Origin of the sequence: Streptomyces sp. NBC_00457, assembly GCF_036014015.1 — a bacterium.
Classification (GTDB): domain Bacteria; phylum Actinomycetota; class Actinomycetes; order Streptomycetales; family Streptomycetaceae; genus Streptomyces.
The window spans coordinates 9,687,338-9,706,194 of the sequence record NZ_CP107905.1; the positions used below are offsets into that span (position 1 = coordinate 9,687,338).

Genomic DNA, 18,857 nt, shown 5'->3' on the forward strand with positions numbered 1-18,857 from the left:
TGCCGCGACCAACCGTTCCCCCACGGCGCGCGGCGGCGGCCCGTCCCATCTGTCGTCCCCTGCCGCCGAGTACGGGGCCCGTCCCCTCCAACACAACCGGTCCAAGGTCGAGTTGCTCCAGCGGACCGTCGAACCCCAGCTGCGCATCTAGGAGGTACCAAGTGAGCCCTCAGCCGCAGGCAGCCGTCGGCGCACCGCTCTCCCGCGTGGACGGACGACTGAAGGTGACCGGGCAGGCGAAGTACGCCGCTGACCACGACCCCGACGGGACCGCGCACGCGGTCGTCGTCGACAGCACTGTTGCCCTCGGACGGATCACCGGCATCGACACCCGTGCCGCCCTCGCCCAGCCCGGCGTACTGACGGTGATCAGCCACCTCAACGCACCCGAGTTGCCGAACCTCGACACCCCGTTCGAGCAGCTGCTCGCCTTCCAGGACGAGCAGATCCTCTTCCACGGTCAGCCGGTCGCCGTCGTGGTGGCCACCACGCTGGAGTCCGCGCAGCATGCCGCGAGCCTGGTCGAGGTCACCTACGACGCCGAGCAGCCCTCCACCGACCTGACCGAGGCTCCTCCGGCCGACGACCCCGAGACCTACGCGCGCGGCGACGCGGACGAGGCGTTGCGGTCCGCCGCCGTACGGCTGGAGATGACCTACCGGCTGGCCCGCAATCACCACAACGCCATGGAGCCCCATGCCACCGTCGCCCGCTGGGACGGCGACAAGCTCACGGTGTGGGACAAGACCCAATACGTGGTCGGCACCCAGAACCAACTCGCGGGCGCCTTCGGCATCTCGCGGGAGTCGGTGCGGGTCATCTCGCCGTTCGTCGGCGGCGCGTTCGGCAGTGCGTTGCGGACCTGGCCGCACGTCACCATCGCGGCTCTCGCCGCCCGTATGACGGACCGCCCGGTCAAACTCGTCCTGACCCGCAGGCAGCAGTACTTCGGCACGGGTTACCGGCCCGCGTACGAGTACTCGGTACGTCTGGGCAGTGATCGCCGCGGACACCTGACCGCCGTGATCCACGAACTGCGGTCGGAGACCTCCCGCTACGAAACGCACATGGAGCCCGTCCTGGGCGTCGGGCAGATGCTCTACACGACGCCCAACGTCCGTCAGACGCACCGCTCTGTGCCGCTCGACGTGAACGCGGCCACCTGGATGCGCGGCCCCGGCTACGCCACCGCCGCCTTCCCCATGGAGTCGGCGCTGGACGAACTCGCCTACGAACTGGGCGTCGATCCCATTGAGTTGAGGCTGCGCAACGAACCGGAGGAGGACCCGTCCAGCGGGCTGCCGTTCTCCACCCGACGCCTGCGCGACTGCTACCGCGTCGGCGTCCGCGAGTTCGGCTGGAACCGCCGCAACCCCGAGCCCCGCTCCACCCGCGACGGCGACTGGCTGATCGGCACCGGTGTGGCCACCGGCGTCTACGACGTCGTACGCAGCGCCGCCCAGGCTTCGGTCCGGCTCGACGCGAACGGCACTGCACTGATCGAGAGCTCGGCCAGCGACATGGGCCCCGGCACGTACACCTCCATGACCCAGGTCGCCGCGGACGCCCTCGGCCTGACGATGCGCAACGTGACCTTCCGGCTCGGCGACTCCGTCATGCCGCCTGCCCCGGCACAGGGCGGCTCGCGGACCATGGCCAGCGTCGGCTCCGCCGTCCAGGACGGCTGCGACAGACTGCGGCAGCAGGCGATCCGCATCGCCGTCGAGGACGAGGACTCTCCGCTGTACGGTGCCGACGCCGCCGATGTCGTCGTACGAGGCGGCCGGCTGCACATGAAGGACAACCCGGCGCAGGGGGAGACCTACCAGCAACTCCTCACCCGCAATGACCGCGGCCACCTGGAGACGCTCGGGACCTTCACCCCGCCATCGGGACCGGCACGGTTCTCCATGTACGCCTACGGCGCGATGTTCGCCGAGGTCGCTGTCGACGCCCGTCTGGGGCTCGTGCGAGTGCGGCGGATGCTCGGCGTGTACGACGCGGGCCGGATCATCAGTCCGAAGCTCGCCGACAGCCAGGCACTCGGCGCGATGGTCGGCGGCATTGGCGCTGCCCTGCTTGAGCACACGGTGACCGACCACCGCGACGGCCGGATCGTGAACGCCAACCTTGCCGACTACCTCCTCCCGGTCAACGCCGACATCCCCGACCTGCGCGCGATCTACCTCGACGGCGAGGACCCCGAAGCCGACCCCATCGGCGTCAAGGGCCTCGGTGAGATCGTGCAGGTCGGGGTGGCGCCTGCCGTGGCCAACGCCGTGTTCCACGCCACCGGGCGACGGATCCGCGAACTGCCCATCACAGCGGAGGCGTTGCTCTGAGCCGCGACCTCAGACACGAGCCCCGGGCGGCCGGAATTGTCAAGTGCTGAGCCGGGCCCCCGTCGTGCTCCCCGATCTCCCCGATCCGTCCGGTGGCTGCCACGCACAGCCGCCGGACACCAGGGCCGCCGCCACGACCATCGTTCCCCCCCCACGGCGCGTGGCGGCGGCCCTCCCGATCCGTCGTCCCTCACGGAGACCCCCATGCTGAACATCGCGGACACGCTGTACGACTGGTGCCGCGAGGCGCGTCCCTTCGCCCTCGCCACCGTCGTCCAGGTCAGCGGCAGCGCACCCCTGCCGCCCGGCACCGCGCTCGCCGTGGACGCGGACGGCAATGCGGTCGGCAGCGTCTCCGGAGGCTGCGTGGAGGGAGCCGTCTACGAACTGTGCCGCGAGATCCTGGCCGACTCCGGCGCCCCTGCACGGGCCCGTTTCGGCTACTCCGACGACGACGCCTTCGCCATCGGCCTGACCTGCGGTGGCGAGATCGACGTGCTGGTGCAGCGGGTGGACCCGGTCGCTCAGCACCACCTCGCCGTCGCCCTCGACGAGGTACGGCGGGGTCGGCCCGCGGCCGTGGCGCAGGTGGTGGACGGGCCGGCCGAACTCCTCGGCCGCAGCCTGTGCGTTCTCGGCGACGGCAGCGCGTACGACGGAACCCTGGGCGGCGCGCGAGAGGACAGGGCGGTCGTGGCGCAGGCCCGCGCCCTGCTCCGGGCGGGACGCACCGGACTGGTCGAGGTGGGAGGGGACGCCGACACCTGCCCCGAACGGCTGTCCGTCCTCGTCCACACCCGCGCGCCCCGCCCCCGCATGCTGATCTTCGGCGCCGTCGATTTCGCCGCTGCCCTCAGCCAGGCCGGAGCCTTCCTCGGCTACCGGGTCACTGTCTGCGACGCCCGCCCCGTCTTCGCGACCCCCGGTCGCTTCCCGTACGCCGACGAGGTGGTCGTCGACTGGCCGCACCGTTACCTGGCCGGCACCGAGGTGGACGCCCGTACCGCCGTAAGCGTGCTCACCCATGACGCCAAGTTCGACGTCCCGCTCCTGCGCCTGGCCCTGAGCCTGCCCGTGGGGTACGTGGGTGCGATGGGCTCACGGCGTACCCACGACCACCGCCTGGGCTTGCTGCGCGAGGCGGGCGTACCGGAGACGCACCTGGCCCGTCTCCGCTCGCCGATCGGCCTGGACCTCGGTGCCCGCACCCCCGAGGAGACGGCCGTCTCCATCACCGCGGAGATCATCGCCCATGCCCACACCGGCACCGGTCTGCCCCTCTCCCACGGCACCGGTCCCATCCACCAGCCCCTTGCCGCGAAGGGTGCCCTGGCAGGTCACTGAACACCGCTACAGGGCACAGCCCGGTCTGCCACATCGCGGCGCCGCGAAGCAGGCTGAATGCTCGTAGGAGATCCCTTCCTCGACAAAGCCCCCTTATTGCCCCCTTTTTTTGATCACAGGAGACAGACGATGGACAAGGACGTAGCGGTCATCATCGGCGCGGGCGGCATCGGTCTGGCGATCGCCCGTCGTGTGGGCATCGGCCGCATGGTGCTGCTCGCCGACTACAGCGAGAAGGCACTGGGCGTCGCCGCTGAGCAGCTGCGCGGCGCGGGCTACGACGTGTCCACGCACGTCGTCGACGTGTCCCAGCCCGACGCGGTGGCTGCCCTCGCCGACACGGCCGCGGAGCTGGGCCCCGTCACTCAGGTCGTGCACAGCGCCGGAGTCTCGCCCGTACAGGGCACCACAGAGCAGGTCCTGCACGTCGACCTGCTCGGCACCGCGCTGGTCCTCGACGAGTTCGCCCGCGTCATCGCGCCCGGCGGCGCCGGTGTCGTCATCTCCAGCATGGCCGGTCACATGGCGGGCGCCTACCCGTACGACACCGAGCACGCGCTGGCGAGCACCCCCGTCTCCGAGCTGCTCGCCCTGCCCTTCCTGGCCCCCGAGGAGGTGGGCGACTCCGGCGCCGCCTATGCCCTCTCCAAGCGCGGCAACGCATTGCGTGTGCAGGCCGCCGCCGTCGAGTGGGGCAAGCACGGCGCCCGCATCAACTGCATCAGCCCCGGCATCATCTCCACCCCCCTGGCCCAGGACGAGATGTCCGGCCCCGGCGCCGAGGGATACCGCCAGATGATCGAGACGTCGGCCGCCGGACGCATCGGCACCCCCGACGACGTCGCCGAGGCGGCGGCCTTCCTGCTCGGGCAGCAGGCCGGTTTCATCACCGGGTCCGACCTCCTGGCCGACGGCGGTGTGATCGCGGCGCTGCGGGCCGCGCAGGCGTGGCCGGTTGGCCGGGCGCAGAGCTGACGCCAAGGGCTCCGCCGGAAACGCGTGAGGGCCTGTCGATCGTCTGCGGCGCCGTCGTGGCCGGTCGCGCAGTTCCCCGCGCCCCTTTGGGCGCTACCGAACCGTAGTCGGGAGGCAGCCCGCTGTCCCACCACCCCTGAACCCCGCCCCCCATCCGCGCCATCGAGAGGAACCCCGCCGTGCCCCGTCCCACTCCGAAAACGCCCTGGGCCGCGGCCTGCGCCGCCGCCGTATTGATGCTCGCGGGCTGCACATCGGGGAGTTCGGGCGGCGAGGAGGAGCCCGCTTCGTCCGCCGGCACGGACAACGCGGGCTCGGGCTCCTCGCGCGTGCGAGTCCTGCGGACCGTGACGCAGCAACTGAACACCCCATGGGGCCTGGCCCCCTTGCCGGACGGCGACCTGCTGGTCTCCTCCCGAGACGACGGCACGATCACCCGTGTCGACGCGGACAACGGCCGGAAGACCGAGGCCGGCACCGTGCAGGGAGCGCAGGACCTGCCGGGCGAGGGCGGCCTCCTCGGGCTCGCCGTCTCCCCGGACTTCGCCTCCGACCGCCTGGTGTACGCCTACCTCACGACCGCCTCGGACAACCGCATCGTCCGCATGCGCTACGACACCTCGCGCCCACAAGGCGAGCAACTGGGCCGTCCGGAGACCGTGTTGGAGGGAATCCCCACCGGGACGTACCACAACGGCGGCCGGATCGCCTTCGGCCCGGACGGCATGCTCTACGCCAGCACCGGCGAGACGTGGGACCAGCCGATCGCCCAGGACCGGGACTCGCTCGGGGGCAAGATCCTGTGCATGACCCCCGAGGGCCGGCCCGCTCGCGGCAACCCCGAGCCCGACTCGCTCGTGTACTCCTCCGGCCACCGCAACCCGCAGGGCCTGGCCTTCGACGACGACGGGCAGCTGTGGGCGTCGGAGTTCGGCCAGGACACCTGGGACGAGCTGAACCTGATCCGGCCCGGCCGCAACTACGGCTGGCCGGAGGTCGAGGGCAGAAGCGACCGGGCGGGCTTCACCAATCCAGTGGCGCAGTGGACTCCCGCCGAGGCCTCACCCAGCGGGATCGCCTACGCCGAGGACGCGATCTGGATGGCAAGCCTGCGGGGTGAACGCCTGTGGCGCATCCCGCTGGACGGCTCCAAGGCCGCGGGCGAGCCGTCAGCCGCACTTGAGGGCTCGTACGGCAGGCTGCGCACGGTGGTTGCGGCGGGCGGCGACAGACTGTGGCTGGTCACCAGCAACACGGACGGCAAGGGCTCGCCGGAGGACAGTGACGACCGGATCCTGCTGCTCCGGGTGTCCTGACGGCCCACCAGGGCGGGCACATCGGTGTCAGCCCCCCGTTCCGGCACGCCGAACAGCCTCTCTCACCGAGGAATCCCAGCGGTGCCAGGGGCTGAAGTTCTCGCTGTGCCCGGCAGCGGGCTCTCAGGCGCCGGCGAGTGCCCTGATGGCTTCGAGGTCATCGCGGACTCGCTGCGGCTCCTTCTCCAGCGGCATGTTGGCCTCGTCCCGGGCGGCGTCCAGAGCGCCGGGCGCGTCCTGGTCCAGTGCGGCGAACAGCGGGCCCATGTCGCTGGGGGCCGGGCCCTGTGCGGCGACCAGTTCGAAGGTGCGGCGCTCCGCCTCGGGGGCGGTGAGGGCCGCCACCAGGACCTGGGCGATCTGCGCGCGGGAGATGACGCCGTCGGCGGGACTGCTGGAGCGCCGCGCATCCCCCTGGAGGAATACGGGGCGGAGCTGGTCGGGGCCGTTCATGTCGAACCAGCCCGGCCGCACGATCGTGTACGGGAGGCCGCTGGCGCGGACCAGGCGCTCGGAGCGGCGCTTCCAGTCGAGCAGGTGGCCGTAGATGGGATTGCGTGAGGTGAGACCGATGGAGGTCATCAGCGCGATACGGGGCCGCTGCCCGTCCAGAGCCGCGAGGATGTTGCGGACTCCGGCGTAGTCGACGCTCTCGGGCGAGGAGTGGGCCGTGCCGTCGGATCCGAGGGTCAGCACGATGGCGTCGACCCCGGCGACGGCCTTGGACAGAGTCTCGGGCCGGGTGACGTCGGCGACGGCGATCTGTGCCTCGCCGGGGAGCTGCCGGCCGGCTTTGGCGGCGTCACGTACCAGTGCGCGGGTGGTGTACCCGCGGGCGATCGACTCGGCCACGACGAGCCGCCCGATGCTGCCCGTCGCGCCGACCACCAGTACGGTCATGGGTGCGGTCGTCATGATTCCTCCGCCTGCTGAGCTGATGATGTGTGTGGTGTGGGGTCCTCCGCGTCCTGCGCGGAGAGATGGGTGAGAGGAAGGAGCCCTTTCCGGGCTCCTGGTCCTCCGGTCAGGGGATCGTCAGTTCCCCGGCGCGCAGTGCGGCGGTCACGCCGCCGTCCATGAGGAGGTCCGCGCCGGTGATGAAGCCAGCCTGGCGGCCGAGGAGGAAGGCGGCTGCGTCGGCGACCTCGTCGGGGGTGCCGAAGCGTCCGGCCGCCGACACCTTGCGGACCTGTTCGAACCACTCGCCGCGGGGTCCGGACAGTTCGTCCAGCGCCAGTGGCGTGATGATGACGCCGGGGCTGACGGCGTTGACGCGAGCTCCGCGCTTGCCCCAGGCCACGGCGGCGGTCTGCACCCGCAGCGAGTTGGCCCGCTTGGAGAGCGCGTAGGCGTGGACGGTGGTACCCACCTGGTCGGGCTGGAGGAAAGGCAGCGCGAGCAGCTGTGAGGTCTCGGTGGTGGCCAGTGCGTGCTCGATCTCCGGCGCATAGGGGCTCTCCCGGTGCCCGGCCATGCTGGCGATCATGAGGCCGGCGCCGCCGGGAGCGATGACCCGGGCGAACGCGTCCAGGACGAACGCGGTGCCCAGCAGGTCGACGTGCAGGATCCGCTCGATGGTGGCCTGGGTGGGTGAGACACCGGCGGTGTGCACCACCTGGGTCACCGGCCCGAGAGCGGCGGCCGCGTCGGCGAGCGCCTCGACCGCACCCTGCTCGAAGACATCGGTGACGCGGGTCGTCACGTTGTACCCCTCGCCGCTCAGTCGTTCGGCGGCGGCGGTGGCCGCCTGCTCACTGTGGTCGGCGAGCAGAACGGTCCGTCCGGCACCGACACGGCGTGCGATCGCGAGGCCGATGCTGCCGGAGCCGATGACGACGACTACTTCTTGCGTATTCCTGCTCATGACTCCACGTTTCCCTTGAGCCTTCATGGCGGCTGACCGGCGCCGGAACCCTTGCCTGGCGCCGTTCCGGGTGAAGCCGCAGGCCACGCAGGTGGTGACAGGACCTCTGAGCCGTGCCAACCGCTCCTGCGGCACCTGAGTCCAGCCTGCGGAAGGGCGGACCAAGATGGCAGGCCGCGCTGTGCCGTGGAGCGCCGTTCGGGGGAGCGACAGGGCCCCCCACAGTGATCGCCGGCGCCCTCCCTCACAGCGTTTCTCTCAGGACGCATGGGAGGCGGCGTCCGAGGAGGTGTCGCGTGGTGCCGTGCGGGTGGCCGGCTCCTGGCCGAGCAGGTCCAACAGGGCCATGGCGTCGTGCTCCGGGGTGGCGGGTTCGGCGTAATAGGCGATCAGACGGTGGCCGGGTGTGCCTTCCAGGAGGAGGGACTGATAGCCGAGGGTGAGGTCGCCGACCTCGGGGTGGTGGAAGGTCTTGCGGCCCTGGGCGCGGCTCTTGACGTCGTAGCGCTCCCACAGGCGCGCGAAGTCCGGGCTCTTGAGCAGGAGTTCGCCCACGAGCTGGGCCAGGTCGGGGGCGTCGGGGTCGGTGCCGGCCAGTGCCCGCAGGCGCGCCACGCAGCCGCGGACCTGGTGGTGCCAGTCCTCGAACAGGTCGCGCGCGGCGGGGTGCAGGAAGACGTAGCGCGCGATGTTGCGTTGCTTCGCCGGCCACTCCTCGATCCCCGCCAGCAGCCGAAGCCCCGCGGGGTTGGTTGCCAGGATGTCGTTGCTGCGGCTGACCACGTAGGCCGGGCCGGGGCGCAGGTTCTCCAGCAGGAGCTTCAAGCCGGGCCGCACTGTACGGCTGGGCGCGGCTGGGGGTGCCCCCTCGCTCGAGCGAAGCCGAGAGTGGGGGAGTGCGGCTACGGTCGCGAGACTGCGCAGGTGCTCGTGCTCCTCCTCTCCCAGCTGCAGGGCACGGGCCAGCGCGTCCACGACGGACGGGCTCGGCCGGGTTTCCTTGCCGCGCTCCAGACGGCTGTAGTAATCGATGCTGATACCGGCCAGGGTGGCCAGCTCCTCACGGCGCAGCCCAGGCGTACGACGCACCCCGGAGCCCGCTGCCAGGCCGACGTCCTCGGGCGTCACCCGGGCCCGGTGGGCACGCAGGAAGCGTCCCAGCTCGGTGCCGTTGTGCTGCTCACTCTTCATACCGTTCAGTCTGCTGGCCCCATGGCCGCTATGGCATATGCGTGGGGGGCCCTGTCACACCCCGGAACGCCACTCCCCGGCACAGCGCGGCCTGCCACCGGGCGCCCGTGACCGTCACTCTGGAGGAAGTTGAAGATCCATTTCCTGTGATCTCCCGTACCGGCGAGACCGACCCGGCGGGCACCCGCCACACGGAGCACACCATGAAGCACACCAAGCTGGGCAGCCTGGACGTCTCCCGGATCGGCATGGGAGCCATGCCGATCAACGCCCTCTACACGGGCGCCAACGCGGACAACGAGGAAGGCATCCGCGCCATCCACCGAGCCCTCGACCTGGGCGTCACCCTCATCGACACGGCCGAGGCGTACGGCCCGTTCCTCAACGAGGAGCTGGTGGGCAAGGCTCTGAAGGACCGCCGTGACCAGGTCGTTCTGGCGACGAAGTTCGGTTTCGTCTCGCACACGGGGCGTGACGCCGGTCTCGACAGCAGCCCGGAGAACGTGAAGCTCGCGGTGGAGGGCTCCCTCAAGCGACTGGGCACCGACTACGTCGACCTGCTCTACCAGCACCGCGTCGACCCCACCGTGCCGATCGAGGAGACCGTCGGTGCCATGGCCGAACTGGTCACCGAGGGCAAGGTCCGTGCGCTCGGCCTGTCCGAGGCCGGCCCCGGCACCATCCGCCGCGCCCACGCCACCCACCCCCTCGCCGCCGTGCAGACCGAGTACTCCCTGTGGTTCCGCGAGCCGGAGCAGGAGATCTTCCCCGTCACGCGCGAGCTGGGCATCGGCTTCGTGCCGTGGGCCCCGCTCGGCCACGGCTTCCTCGCAGGCGGCTTCCGTACGACCGACTGGTTCGACCCCGAGATCGACCTGCGCGCGACGATGCCCCGCTTCAACGACCCCGAGCTCTTCCGGCAGAACCTGCGCGTCGCCGATGAGGTCAAGGCGATCGCTGACGAGGTCGGCGTCACGCCGGGGCAGCTGTGCCTGGCGTGGCTGATCGCCCAGGGCGACGACATCGTCCCGATCCCCGGCACCCGGCGTGTGGCCCACGTCGAGGAGAACACCGCGGCCCACGGTATCGAGCTGCCCGCTGCCGTGCTGAGCAGGCTCGACCGGCTCACCCCGGCCGTCGGTGACCGCCTCGGCAAGGACCACATGGACATGATCGACCACAACTGACCCGGGCCCGCCGAGAGCACGGTCATCAAAGGGGCACCACCCATGGCGGAGGAACCGACTCCCGCCCAGAAACTGATCGGCGACTTCGCGCCGAAGCTCGTCGAACTGACCGACGACGTCCTGTTCGCGGACGTCTGGGAGCGCCCCGGCCTCTCCCCTCGCGACCGCAGCCTGGTCACCGTCGCCGCGCTCGCGGCGCTCTACCGCACGGAACAGCTCGACGCCCATCTGCTTCGCGCACTCGACAACGGGCTGACCAAGGACGAACTGGTCGAGGCCATCACCCACCTCGCCTTCTACGCCGGCTGGCCCACCGCCATGAGCGCGATCACCCAGCTCAAGGAGATCGTCGAGACGCGGACCCCCGGCACCGACTGACGGAATGACCGACTGACGGACGGCAGCAAGGAACAGCACCGTGGAGATCCTCAAGCGACAGCCCACCAGCAAGGCCCCGGCCGACTGGTTCACCGGCGACGTGTGGTGGGACGTCGTCTACGCCGGCCAGGAGCCCTCCCGGGCCCGGCTCAACCTGGTCCGGTTCGCGCCCTGCGCCCGTACCGACTGGCACTCCCACACCCTCGGCCAGACCCTGCACATTGTCTCCGGCATCGCCCTGATCGGTGCCCGCGACGGCACCGTCATCGAGGCCCGCCCCGGCGACACCGTCTACACCCCGCCCGGCGAGGAGCACTGGCACGGCGCCGCACCGGACACCTTCATGGAACACCTCGCGCTGTGGGAGGGCCGCGGCGACGGCACACCGGAGACGACCTGGCTGGAGAAGGTCAGCGACGCCGAATACACCCAGCCGCGCAGCAGCACCCGCTGAACTCCCCACTGATCTCCCCAGGAGGAAAGGACACATGCGCACCACCACGCTCGGCAGCAAGGGACCCGAGGTCGGTGTCGTCGGCCTGGGCTGCATGGGCATGTCGTACGGCTACGACATGAGCAGCGGACGGGACGAGGACGCGTCCGTCGCGGTGATCCACCAGGCCCTCGATCTCGGGGTGACGTTCCTCGACACGGCCGACGTGTACGGGCCGTACACCAACGAGGAGCTGGTCGGCCGCGCCCTGGCCGGCGGCCGTCGTGAGCGGGCGGTGCTGGCCACCAAGGTCGGCATGGTCCACCAGGGCACGGCGGGTTCCCCGCGTTCGACGCCGAACGGCGACCCCGACCACATCCGCCGTTCCATCGACGACAGCCTGCGCCGCCTGGGCACCGACCACGTCGACCTGTACTACCTGCACCGCGTCGACCCCGAGGTGCCGATCGAGGAGAGCGTCGGCGCGCTGGCGCAGGCGGTGGAGGCGGGCAAGGCCCGCGCGATCGGCCTGTCCGAGGTGAGTGTCGAGCAGATCAGGCGGGCCCAGTCCGTCCACCCGGTCACGGCGGTGCAGTCCGAGCTGTCGCTGTGGACGCGGGACTGGATGGAGGAGGTGCTGCCGTACTGCAAGGAACAGGACATCGCCTTCGTGCCGTACTCACCCCTCGGCAAAGGCTTCCTCACCGGCCGGTTCACCTCGTACGACGACCTGCCCAAGGACGACTTCCGCCGTGACCTGGCCCGCTTCCAGCAGGACGCCCTCGATCAGAACCTCGCCATCGCCGACACGGTCAAGCAGATCGCCGGGCGCCTCGGTGCGACTCCGGCGCAGGTCGCGCTGGCCTGGGTGATCGCCCAGGGCGAGTACGTCATCCCCATCCCCGGCACCAAGACCCCGAAGTACCTGCTCGACAACGCCGGCGCGGCGGACGTCGAGCTGACCGCGGCCGACCTCGCCGAGCTGGACGCCCTGCCCGTGCCGACGGGCGGCCGCTACTTCTGACCCCATCCACCTGATACGCCGTCAACTCGCCATTTGAAGAGGAAAGATCATGCGAGCAGCAGTGATGTACGGCGCCGGTGACGTCCGCGTGGAGAACGTCCCCGACCCCAAGATCCAGAACCCGACCGACGCCGTGGTCCGCGTCGTCCGCTCTTGCGTCTGCGGCAGCGACCTGTGGCCGTACGCCCAGATGGAACCCTCCGAGGAGGGCACGCGGATGGGTCACGAGTTCCTCGGCGTGGTCGAGGACATCGGCTCGGAGGTGTCCGGCCTCAAGCGCGGTGATCTGGTGGTCGCCCCCTTCGTCTGGTCGGACAACACCTGCGACTTCTGCCGCGAGGGCCTGCCGACCTCCTGCCGCAACGGCGGCTTCTACGCCATGAATGGCGTGGACGGCGGTCAGGGCGAAGCCATGCGCGTCCCGCAGGCCGACGGCACGCTGGTCAAGCTGCCCGTCGGCGAGGACTCCGCGCTCCTGCCCTCCCTGCTCACCCTGTCCGACGTGTACTGCACCGGCCACCACGGCGTGGTCACCTCCCGGGTCGGCCCCGGCAAGTCCGTCACCGTGATCGGTGACGGCGCGGTCGGGCTGTGCGCGGTGCTGGCCGCCAAGCGGCTCGGCGCCGAGCAGATCATCCTCATGGGCCGCCACAAGGACCGCACCGACCTCGGCCGGGACTTCGGCGCCACCGATGTCGTCCCCGAGCGCGGCGAAGAGGGCGTCGAGCGCGTGAGGGAGCTGACCGGCGGCGACGGCACCCACGCGGTCGTCGAGGCTGTCGGCACGGAACAAACCATGGCCAACGCGCTCGGCATCGTCCGCCACGGCGGCGTCGTCAGCCGCCTCGGCGTCGCCCAGTACACCTCCATCCCGCTGGGCTTCGACGCCATGATGGGCAACATCACCGTCACCGGCGGCGCCGCCCCCGCCCGCGCCTACATCGAGGAACTGCTGCCCGACATCCTCGACGGCTCGATCGAGCCGGGCCGGGTCTTCAACCACACCGTCAGCATCGACGGCATCCCCGACGGCTACCGCGCGATGGCCGACCGCACAGCGCTGAAGGTCCTCGTCCAGCCGTGAACCACCCCCGCACCGAAGGAACATCATGACCACACCCGCACCCCTGCTGAAGCTCAACAACGGCGTCGAGATGCCCGCCCTCGGCCTCGGCGTCTACCAGAGCCCGCCGGAGCAGACCGTCCCGGCCGTCGAAGCCGCTCTAAAGGACGGCTACCGTCTGATCGACACCGCCGCCGCCTACGGCAACGAGAAGGAGGTCGGCGAGGGCATGCGCCGCTCCGGCGTCGACCGCGACGACGTCTTCGTCACCACCAAGCTGTGGCTGGACGACTACGGCTACGACTCCGCCCTGCGCGCCTTCGACACCAGCCTCGCCAACCTCGGCCTGGAGTACCTGGACCTGTACCTTCTGCACCAGCCGGTCCCGCTGGAGCCGGAGCCGTGGGTGGCCGCGTACAAGGCCGCTGAGAAGCTGCTGGCCGACGGACGGGTGCGGGCGATCGGCGTCTCCAACCACACACCCGGGCTGCTGCGCACGCTCATGGACAGCACCGAGGTGGTGCCCGCCGTCAACCAGGTCGAGCTGCACCCCTACTTCATCCAGCGCGAACTGCGCGAGGTGCACGAGAAGTTGGGCATCACCACCCAGGCGTGGTCGCCGATCGGCGGCATCACCCGCTACTGGCAACACGCCCCGAACGGCGGCCGAAGCGCCCTGGAGGAGCCGGTCGTCACCGATCTCGCCGCCAAGTACGGCAAGACGGCGGCCCAGGTGGTGCTGCGCTGGCACATCGAGCACGGCCTGTGCGCGATCCCGAAGTCGGTCAAGGCCCACCGCATCGCGGAGAACTTCGACGTCTTCGACTTCTCCCTCACCCCGGAAGAGGTCACCGCGATCGACGCCCTCGACACCGGACTGCGCAGCGGCCCCGACCCGGAGAACATCCGGCTCGACACCTTCGGCCGCCGCACTCGCTGAACACGGGCCCGCTACGAGGACGTCGGCGACTTCTCGGCCACGGCCATGTCGAGCAGGACCAGCCTGTCGTGGTCAGGGGTGCCCGGTTCGGCGAAGTAGGCGATGAACCGCTGGCCGGGCGTCCCCTCGAGCTGCATCGACTGGTAGCCGGGCGTGATGTCACCGACTTCGGGGTGGTGGAAGGTCTTGCTGCCGTGGGTGTGCCAGCGCACGTCGTAGCGCTCCCACAGATCGGTGAACTCCTCGCTCTTGGAGTGCAGTTCACCGACCAGCTCGGCCAGGTCCGGCGCGTCCGGCTCGACGCCGGCCAGGGCGCGCAGGCGGCCCACACAGGCGCGGATCTGCTCGTCCCAGTCACTGAAGAGTGTCTGCGCCTGCGGATGGAGGAAGACGTAGCGCACCACATTCCGCCGGCTCTCGGGCCAGTCGCCCATGCCCGCGAACAGCCGCAGCCCGCTCGGGTTGCAGGCGATGATGTCCATCGTCCGGCTGACCACGTACGCCGGGCAGGGCCGCAGGTTGTCCAGGAGCAAGTGCACACCGGAGCGTACGGACCGGCCCGCCTCGCCCGGGGGCTCCGCCACGGTGCTGCGCGCGGCGCAGGCGACGAGGTCGCGCAGGTGCTCGTGCTCGGCCTTGTCCAGTCGCAGGGCACGGGCGAGGGCGTCGACGACGGAAGGGCTGGGGTTGGTCTCCTTGCCGCGTTCCAGGCGCGAGTAGTAGTCGATGCTGACTCCCGCCAGGGTGGCCAGCTCCTCGCGGCGCAGGCCGGGGGTGCGGCGCAGGCCGGGCCCGATCGGCACCCCCGCTTCCTCCGGGGTCACCCGGGTGCGGTGGGCGCGCAGGAAGCGTCCCAGTTCACTGCCGTCGCTGCCGCCCTGCTGCTCACGTGCCATGCGCCCAGTGTGGCAGGCCACCTGTTGCAAGTCTGTGCCCAGGACGAGCAGAACGTGGGGGGCCCTGTCACACCCCGGAACACCGCTCCCCGGCACAACACGGCCTGCCGCCGCTCGCGCGGGCCGAGCAGGCTGGACCCCGCCGGGGAAAACCATCTGTCCACCTCGCTCACAGGAGAGACATCCGTGTCCAGTTCCGTCGCGTCCACCCGGTCATCGGCCGGCACCGAGAACAGCCGCGCAGACGGTACCGGTGCCCGCTGGGCGCTGACGGCCGCGCTGCTCGGCTTCTTCGTGATGACGCTCGACGCCCTGATCGTCAACGTCGCGCTGCCCGAGATCGGCCGCGACTTCGACAGCGGCATCACCGGACTGCAGTGGGTGGTCGACGGCTACACGCTGTTGTTCGCCGCACTGCTCCTGTCGGCGGGGTCCGTGACCGACCGGATCGGCGCGCGACAGGCGTTCGGGGCGGGGCTCCTGGTGTTCACCGCCGCCTCGGCGGCCTGCGGCTTCGCACCGAACCTGGGTGTGCTGGTCGTGGCCCGGCTGGTGCAGGGTGCGGGCGCCGCGGTGATCGTGCCGGCCTCGCTGGCGCTGATCCGCGAGGCGTTCCCCGACTCCGCGCAGCGGGCGCGGGCGATCTCGGTGTGGGCGATGGGCGGCTCGGTGGGTGCCGCGGCGGGCCCGGTACTGGGCGGCGTGCTCAGTGAGATCAGCTGGCGGATGATCTTCTTCGTCAACCTGCCGGTGGGCGTGCTGGCCCTGTTTCTGCTGGCCCACACTCTCCGCTCTCCGCGCCGCGCGGACACCCCGTTCGACTGGACCGGCCAGCTCACCGCGGTGGCGGCCATGGGCGGTCTGACGTACGCCGCGATCGAGGCCGGCGCGGTCGGGCTGACCGCTCCCCGGGTCCTGGTGGCATCGCTGGTCGCCGTGGTCGCGGGTGCGGCCTTCCTCATGGCGCAGGCCCGTGGCCGGAACCCGATGGTGCCGCTGCCACTGCTCCGCGAGCGCACGATGGCGATCTCAGCGTCGATCGGCTTCGCCCTCAACGTCGGCTTCTACGGCATGATCTTCCTGCTCAGCCTGTACCTCCAGCAGGAGCACGGCCTGTCGCCGCTGGCCACTGGGCTGGCCTTCCTGCCGATGACCCTGCTGACCGCCTTCGTCAGCCCCACGGCCGCCTGGTGCGCCCGGAAGTTCGGCCCGCGCATGCCCATCATCACCGGGCAGCTCGCCATGACGGCGGGCCTCGTACTGCTCTGTGTCCCGCAGGCGTCGGCGCCCACCTGGCTGATGGTGCTGCTGATGATCCCGGTCGGCACGGGCGGCGGCCTCGCCGTACCGGCCGTGACCTCACTTCTCCTCGACCGCGTCCCGGCCGAGCGCGCCGGCACCGCCAGCGGCGTCCTGAACACCGCCCGCCAGATCGGCGGCGCCCTGGCCGTGGCCGTGTTCGGCGCCCTGGTGGCCCAGCACGCGACCTTCTCCCACGGCCTGCGCACCAGCCTGCTGACCGCCGCCGGCCTGGTCCTCCTCACCACCGCGGCCAGCCTGCTGCTCAGGCCCGCCCCGCAGCGGTGACCACCCGCTGAACATCACGCAAGGAGCATCACCCATGACCACCACCACGACCTGGACGGACGACGAACTCGACCGCATCGAGCACGCCGAGGAACTGGACATCGCGTCCCTGCGCTCCAGCGGCACGCTGAGCAGTTGGCGCACCATCTGGGTGGTCCGCGTCGGCGACGAGATCTACGTCCGGTCCGTCTACGGGCCCGGCTCCGACTGGTACCGCGGCACGCGCGGCCGCCACGAGGGTTGCATCGAGGCCGGGGGTGTCACCAAGGACGTCGCCTTCCTCGACCTCGCCGACGAGACCGACGCAGACGAGATCAACGAAGCCGTCGACGCCGCCTACCGCCGCAAGTACGGGCACTACGCCCCGTCCATCATCCAGGCCATCACCAGCGACACGGCGAGCTCCACGACCATGCGGCTCGACCCCCGCTGAATCAACGGCCTCCCGCAGACTCCGGCGACCGGCTCCGGCCGCGCCGCCGGTCATCAAGAAAACCCAACCCCCACAGGAGAACTGTGCTTACCGCAAACGCGTACGCCGCCACGTCCGCGACCGAATCGCTCTCCCCGATGATGATCGAGCGGCGCGAGGTCGGCCCGCATGACGTCCTTATCGACATCAAGTACTGCGGCATCTGCCACTCCGACATCCACCACGCCCGCAGTGAGTGGGGCGAGCAGGTCTACCCGGTCGTGCCCGGCCACGAGATCGCCGGTGTGGTCGCCGAGATCGGCTCCGAAGTCACCAAGTACGCCGTCGGAGACAAGGTCGGCGTCGGCTGCCTGGTCGACTCCTGCCGCGAGTGTGACTACTGCCAGGCTGGGCGCGAGCAGTTCTGCGTCAAGGATGGCGGCACCCTCACCTTCGGCGACACCGACAAGTACGGTCAGTTCACGCAGGGCGGCTACTCCACGCGCATGACGGTGGACCAGGACTTCGTCCTGAGGCTGCCCGACAGCGTGGACCTGGCCAACGCGGCCCCGCTGCTGTGCGCCGGCATCACCACCTACTCGCCGCTCAAGCGCTTCGGCGCCGGTCCCGGCAAGAAGGTCGCCGTCATCGGCTTCGGCGGGCTCGGCCATATGGCCGTCAAGTTCGCCAACGCCCTGGGCGCGGAGGTCACCGTGCTCTCGCAGTCGCTCAAGAAGCAGGATGACGGCAAGAAGCTCGGCGCCGACCACTACTACGCCACGAGCGACCCGGAGACCTTCGAGAAGCTGGCCGGCACGTTCGACCTCATCATCAACACGGTCAGCGCCAAACTGGACCTGGACGCCTTCCTCGGTCTGCTGGCCGTCGACGGTGCTCTGGTCAACGTCGGCGCACCGGCCGAGCCGCTGTCGGTCAACGTCTTCTCCCTGCTGATGAAGGGCCGCACCTTCGCTGGCTCCCTCATCGGCGGGCTGCCGGAGACCCAGGAGATGCTCGACTTCGCCGACGAGCACGGCATCGGCGCCGAGGTCGAGGTCATACCCGCCGAGCAGATCAACGAGGCGTACGACCGCGTCCTCGCCTCCGACGTCCGCTACCGCTTCGTCATCGACACCACGACGCTGGCCTGAACCACGGCCCGCGCCTGAAAACGCCCCGTACGGGGGCTGTTCCCCCCCGACGCCCCCGTACGGGGCCACTCCCGGACACGGACACTCCATGACCACCATCGCCATCGTCGGAGCCGGACCTGGCCTCGGCGCCGCCGTCGCCCGCCGCTTCGGCCGCGAGGGCCACGAGGTCGCGCTCGTCGCCCGCGACCAGGCCCGGCTCGACGCCCTCGCCGCCGACATGGCCGACGAAGGCGTCACGGCGCGCGGTTTCTCCGCCGACGTGCACGACACCAAGTCCCTCCAGGCCGCGCTGGACGCGGCGCACACCGCGCTCGGACCGATCGAGATCCTGCAGTACAGCCCCGTTCCCCGGGCCGACTTCATGCGCCCGGTGCTTCGGACGACAGCGGCGGACCTCACCGGGCCCGTCGAGTTCTCCGTCTACGGGCCGGTCGCCGCCGTACAGCAGGTGCTGCCCGACATGCGCGCCCTCGGCCGCGGCACGATCCTGCTCGTCAACGGCGGCACAGCGGCGATCCCGCACCCCGACCGGGCGGGCACGTCCATCGCGTTCGCCGCCGAGAGCGCCTACGGCCATCTGTTGCACGACACGCTCGCCGCCGAGGGCATCCACGTCGGCCAGCTGATCATTCCCGGTGCGATCATCCCCGGGCACCACCGGAAGGACCCGGCCGTGCTGGCCGACACGTTGTGGTCCCTGCACGTCGACCGCCACGGCTTCCGTCGCTACGCCGACGACCTCGATTCCTGA

18 protein-coding genes are annotated in these 18,857 nt (G+C 70.7%); 14 read left to right on the forward strand and 4 right to left on the reverse strand.

Translation table 11 applies throughout. The features are described 5' to 3' along the window. Nucleotides 1-161 precede the first annotated feature (161 nt). From OG828_RS44205 to OG828_RS44220, 4 genes are all read left to right on the forward strand, one after another. Entirely contained in the window at nucleotides 162-2,342 is a 2,181-nt protein-coding gene (locus OG828_RS44205; RefSeq protein ID WP_328370179.1) for a xanthine dehydrogenase family protein molybdopterin-binding subunit, read from the forward strand. Between the two features lie 204 nt (nucleotides 2,343-2,546). Beyond that, on the forward strand, nucleotides 2,547-3,686 hold the full coding sequence (locus OG828_RS44210; RefSeq protein WP_328370182.1) for an XdhC/CoxI family protein: 1,140 nt from the start codon (nucleotides 2,547-2,549) through the stop codon (nucleotides 3,684-3,686). Nucleotides 3,687-3,815: 129 nt separating this feature from the next. Beyond that, a complete protein-coding gene (locus OG828_RS44215) occupies nucleotides 3,816-4,661 on the forward strand; it encodes an SDR family oxidoreductase (protein WP_328370185.1) in 846 nt (281 codons plus the stop codon). A gap of 236 nt (nucleotides 4,662-4,897) precedes the next feature. Continuing rightward, a complete protein-coding gene (locus OG828_RS44220) occupies nucleotides 4,898-5,977 on the forward strand; it encodes a PQQ-dependent sugar dehydrogenase (protein WP_328372666.1) in 1,080 nt (359 codons plus the stop codon). A gap of 123 nt (nucleotides 5,978-6,100) precedes the next feature. Here the strand turns inward: OG828_RS44220 and OG828_RS44225 are convergent, their stop codons facing one another. From OG828_RS44225 to OG828_RS44235, 3 genes are all read right to left on the reverse strand, one after another. After that, nucleotides 6,101-6,892, reverse strand: a complete 792-nt coding sequence (locus tag OG828_RS44225) for an SDR family oxidoreductase (protein ID WP_328370188.1) — start codon at nucleotides 6,890-6,892, stop codon at nucleotides 6,101-6,103. A 109-nt stretch (nucleotides 6,893-7,001) separates the two neighbouring features. Next, nucleotides 7,002-7,841 (reverse strand): SDR family oxidoreductase, encoded by an 840-nt coding sequence (locus OG828_RS44230; protein ID WP_328370191.1) that lies wholly within the window; start codon nucleotides 7,839-7,841, stop codon nucleotides 7,002-7,004. Between the two features lie 258 nt (nucleotides 7,842-8,099). Further along, nucleotides 8,100-9,032 (reverse strand): helix-turn-helix transcriptional regulator, encoded by a 933-nt coding sequence (locus OG828_RS44235; RefSeq protein WP_328370194.1) that lies wholly within the window; start codon nucleotides 9,030-9,032, stop codon nucleotides 8,100-8,102. Between the two features lie 203 nt (nucleotides 9,033-9,235). On the opposite strand from OG828_RS44235, the gene OG828_RS44240 reads away from it, so the two are divergent. From OG828_RS44240 to OG828_RS44265, 6 genes are read left to right on the forward strand one after another with little or no spacing between them, the layout of a single operon-like run. After that, on the forward strand, nucleotides 9,236-10,219 hold the full coding sequence (locus OG828_RS44240) for an aldo/keto reductase (protein ID WP_033531136.1): 984 nt from the start codon (nucleotides 9,236-9,238) through the stop codon (nucleotides 10,217-10,219). Nucleotides 10,220-10,261: 42 nt separating this feature from the next. Beyond that, entirely contained in the window at nucleotides 10,262-10,597 is a 336-nt protein-coding gene (locus tag OG828_RS44245) for a carboxymuconolactone decarboxylase family protein (protein ID WP_328370197.1), read from the forward strand. A gap of 40 nt (nucleotides 10,598-10,637) precedes the next feature. Continuing rightward, nucleotides 10,638-11,051: a (R)-mandelonitrile lyase gene (locus OG828_RS44250; RefSeq protein ID WP_033531038.1), complete on the forward strand. Its 414-nt coding sequence runs from the start codon at nucleotides 10,638-10,640 to the stop codon at nucleotides 11,049-11,051. A 34-nt stretch (nucleotides 11,052-11,085) separates the two neighbouring features. Continuing rightward, nucleotides 11,086-12,054, forward strand: a complete 969-nt coding sequence (locus OG828_RS44255; RefSeq protein WP_328370202.1) for an aldo/keto reductase — start codon at nucleotides 11,086-11,088, stop codon at nucleotides 12,052-12,054. Between the two features lie 49 nt (nucleotides 12,055-12,103). Further along, on the forward strand, nucleotides 12,104-13,138 hold the full coding sequence (locus OG828_RS44260) for a zinc-binding dehydrogenase (RefSeq protein WP_328370204.1): 1,035 nt from the start codon (nucleotides 12,104-12,106) through the stop codon (nucleotides 13,136-13,138). Between the two features lie 25 nt (nucleotides 13,139-13,163). Further along, nucleotides 13,164-14,057: an aldo/keto reductase gene (locus tag OG828_RS44265; protein ID WP_328370207.1), complete on the forward strand. Its 894-nt coding sequence runs from the start codon at nucleotides 13,164-13,166 to the stop codon at nucleotides 14,055-14,057. Nucleotides 14,058-14,068: 11 nt separating this feature from the next. Here the strand turns inward: OG828_RS44265 and OG828_RS44270 are convergent, their stop codons facing one another. Further along, entirely contained in the window at nucleotides 14,069-14,953 is an 885-nt protein-coding gene (locus tag OG828_RS44270; RefSeq protein ID WP_328370209.1) for a helix-turn-helix transcriptional regulator, read from the reverse strand. Between the two features lie 186 nt (nucleotides 14,954-15,139). Here OG828_RS44270 and OG828_RS44275 point away from each other — a divergent pair, with 186 nt between their 5' ends. From OG828_RS44275 to OG828_RS44290, 4 genes are all read left to right on the forward strand, one after another. After that, the gene (locus OG828_RS44275) at nucleotides 15,140-16,540 is read left to right on the forward strand and encodes an MFS transporter (protein ID WP_328370211.1); all 1,401 of its coding nucleotides are present in this window, start codon (nucleotides 15,140-15,142) and stop codon (nucleotides 16,538-16,540) included. A gap of 34 nt (nucleotides 16,541-16,574) precedes the next feature. After that, the gene (locus OG828_RS44280; protein WP_328370214.1) at nucleotides 16,575-16,973 is read left to right on the forward strand and encodes a DUF2255 family protein; all 399 of its coding nucleotides are present in this window, start codon (nucleotides 16,575-16,577) and stop codon (nucleotides 16,971-16,973) included. A gap of 83 nt (nucleotides 16,974-17,056) precedes the next feature. After that, nucleotides 17,057-18,103 carry an NAD(P)-dependent alcohol dehydrogenase gene (locus OG828_RS44285; RefSeq protein ID WP_443060244.1) on the forward strand — a complete coding sequence of 349 codons (1,047 nt, stop codon included), beginning with the start codon at nucleotides 17,057-17,059 and terminating at the stop codon, nucleotides 18,101-18,103. A gap of 88 nt (nucleotides 18,104-18,191) precedes the next feature. Continuing rightward, the gene (locus OG828_RS44290) at nucleotides 18,192-18,857 is read left to right on the forward strand and encodes an SDR family NAD(P)-dependent oxidoreductase (RefSeq protein WP_328370217.1); all 666 of its coding nucleotides are present in this window, start codon (nucleotides 18,192-18,194) and stop codon (nucleotides 18,855-18,857) included.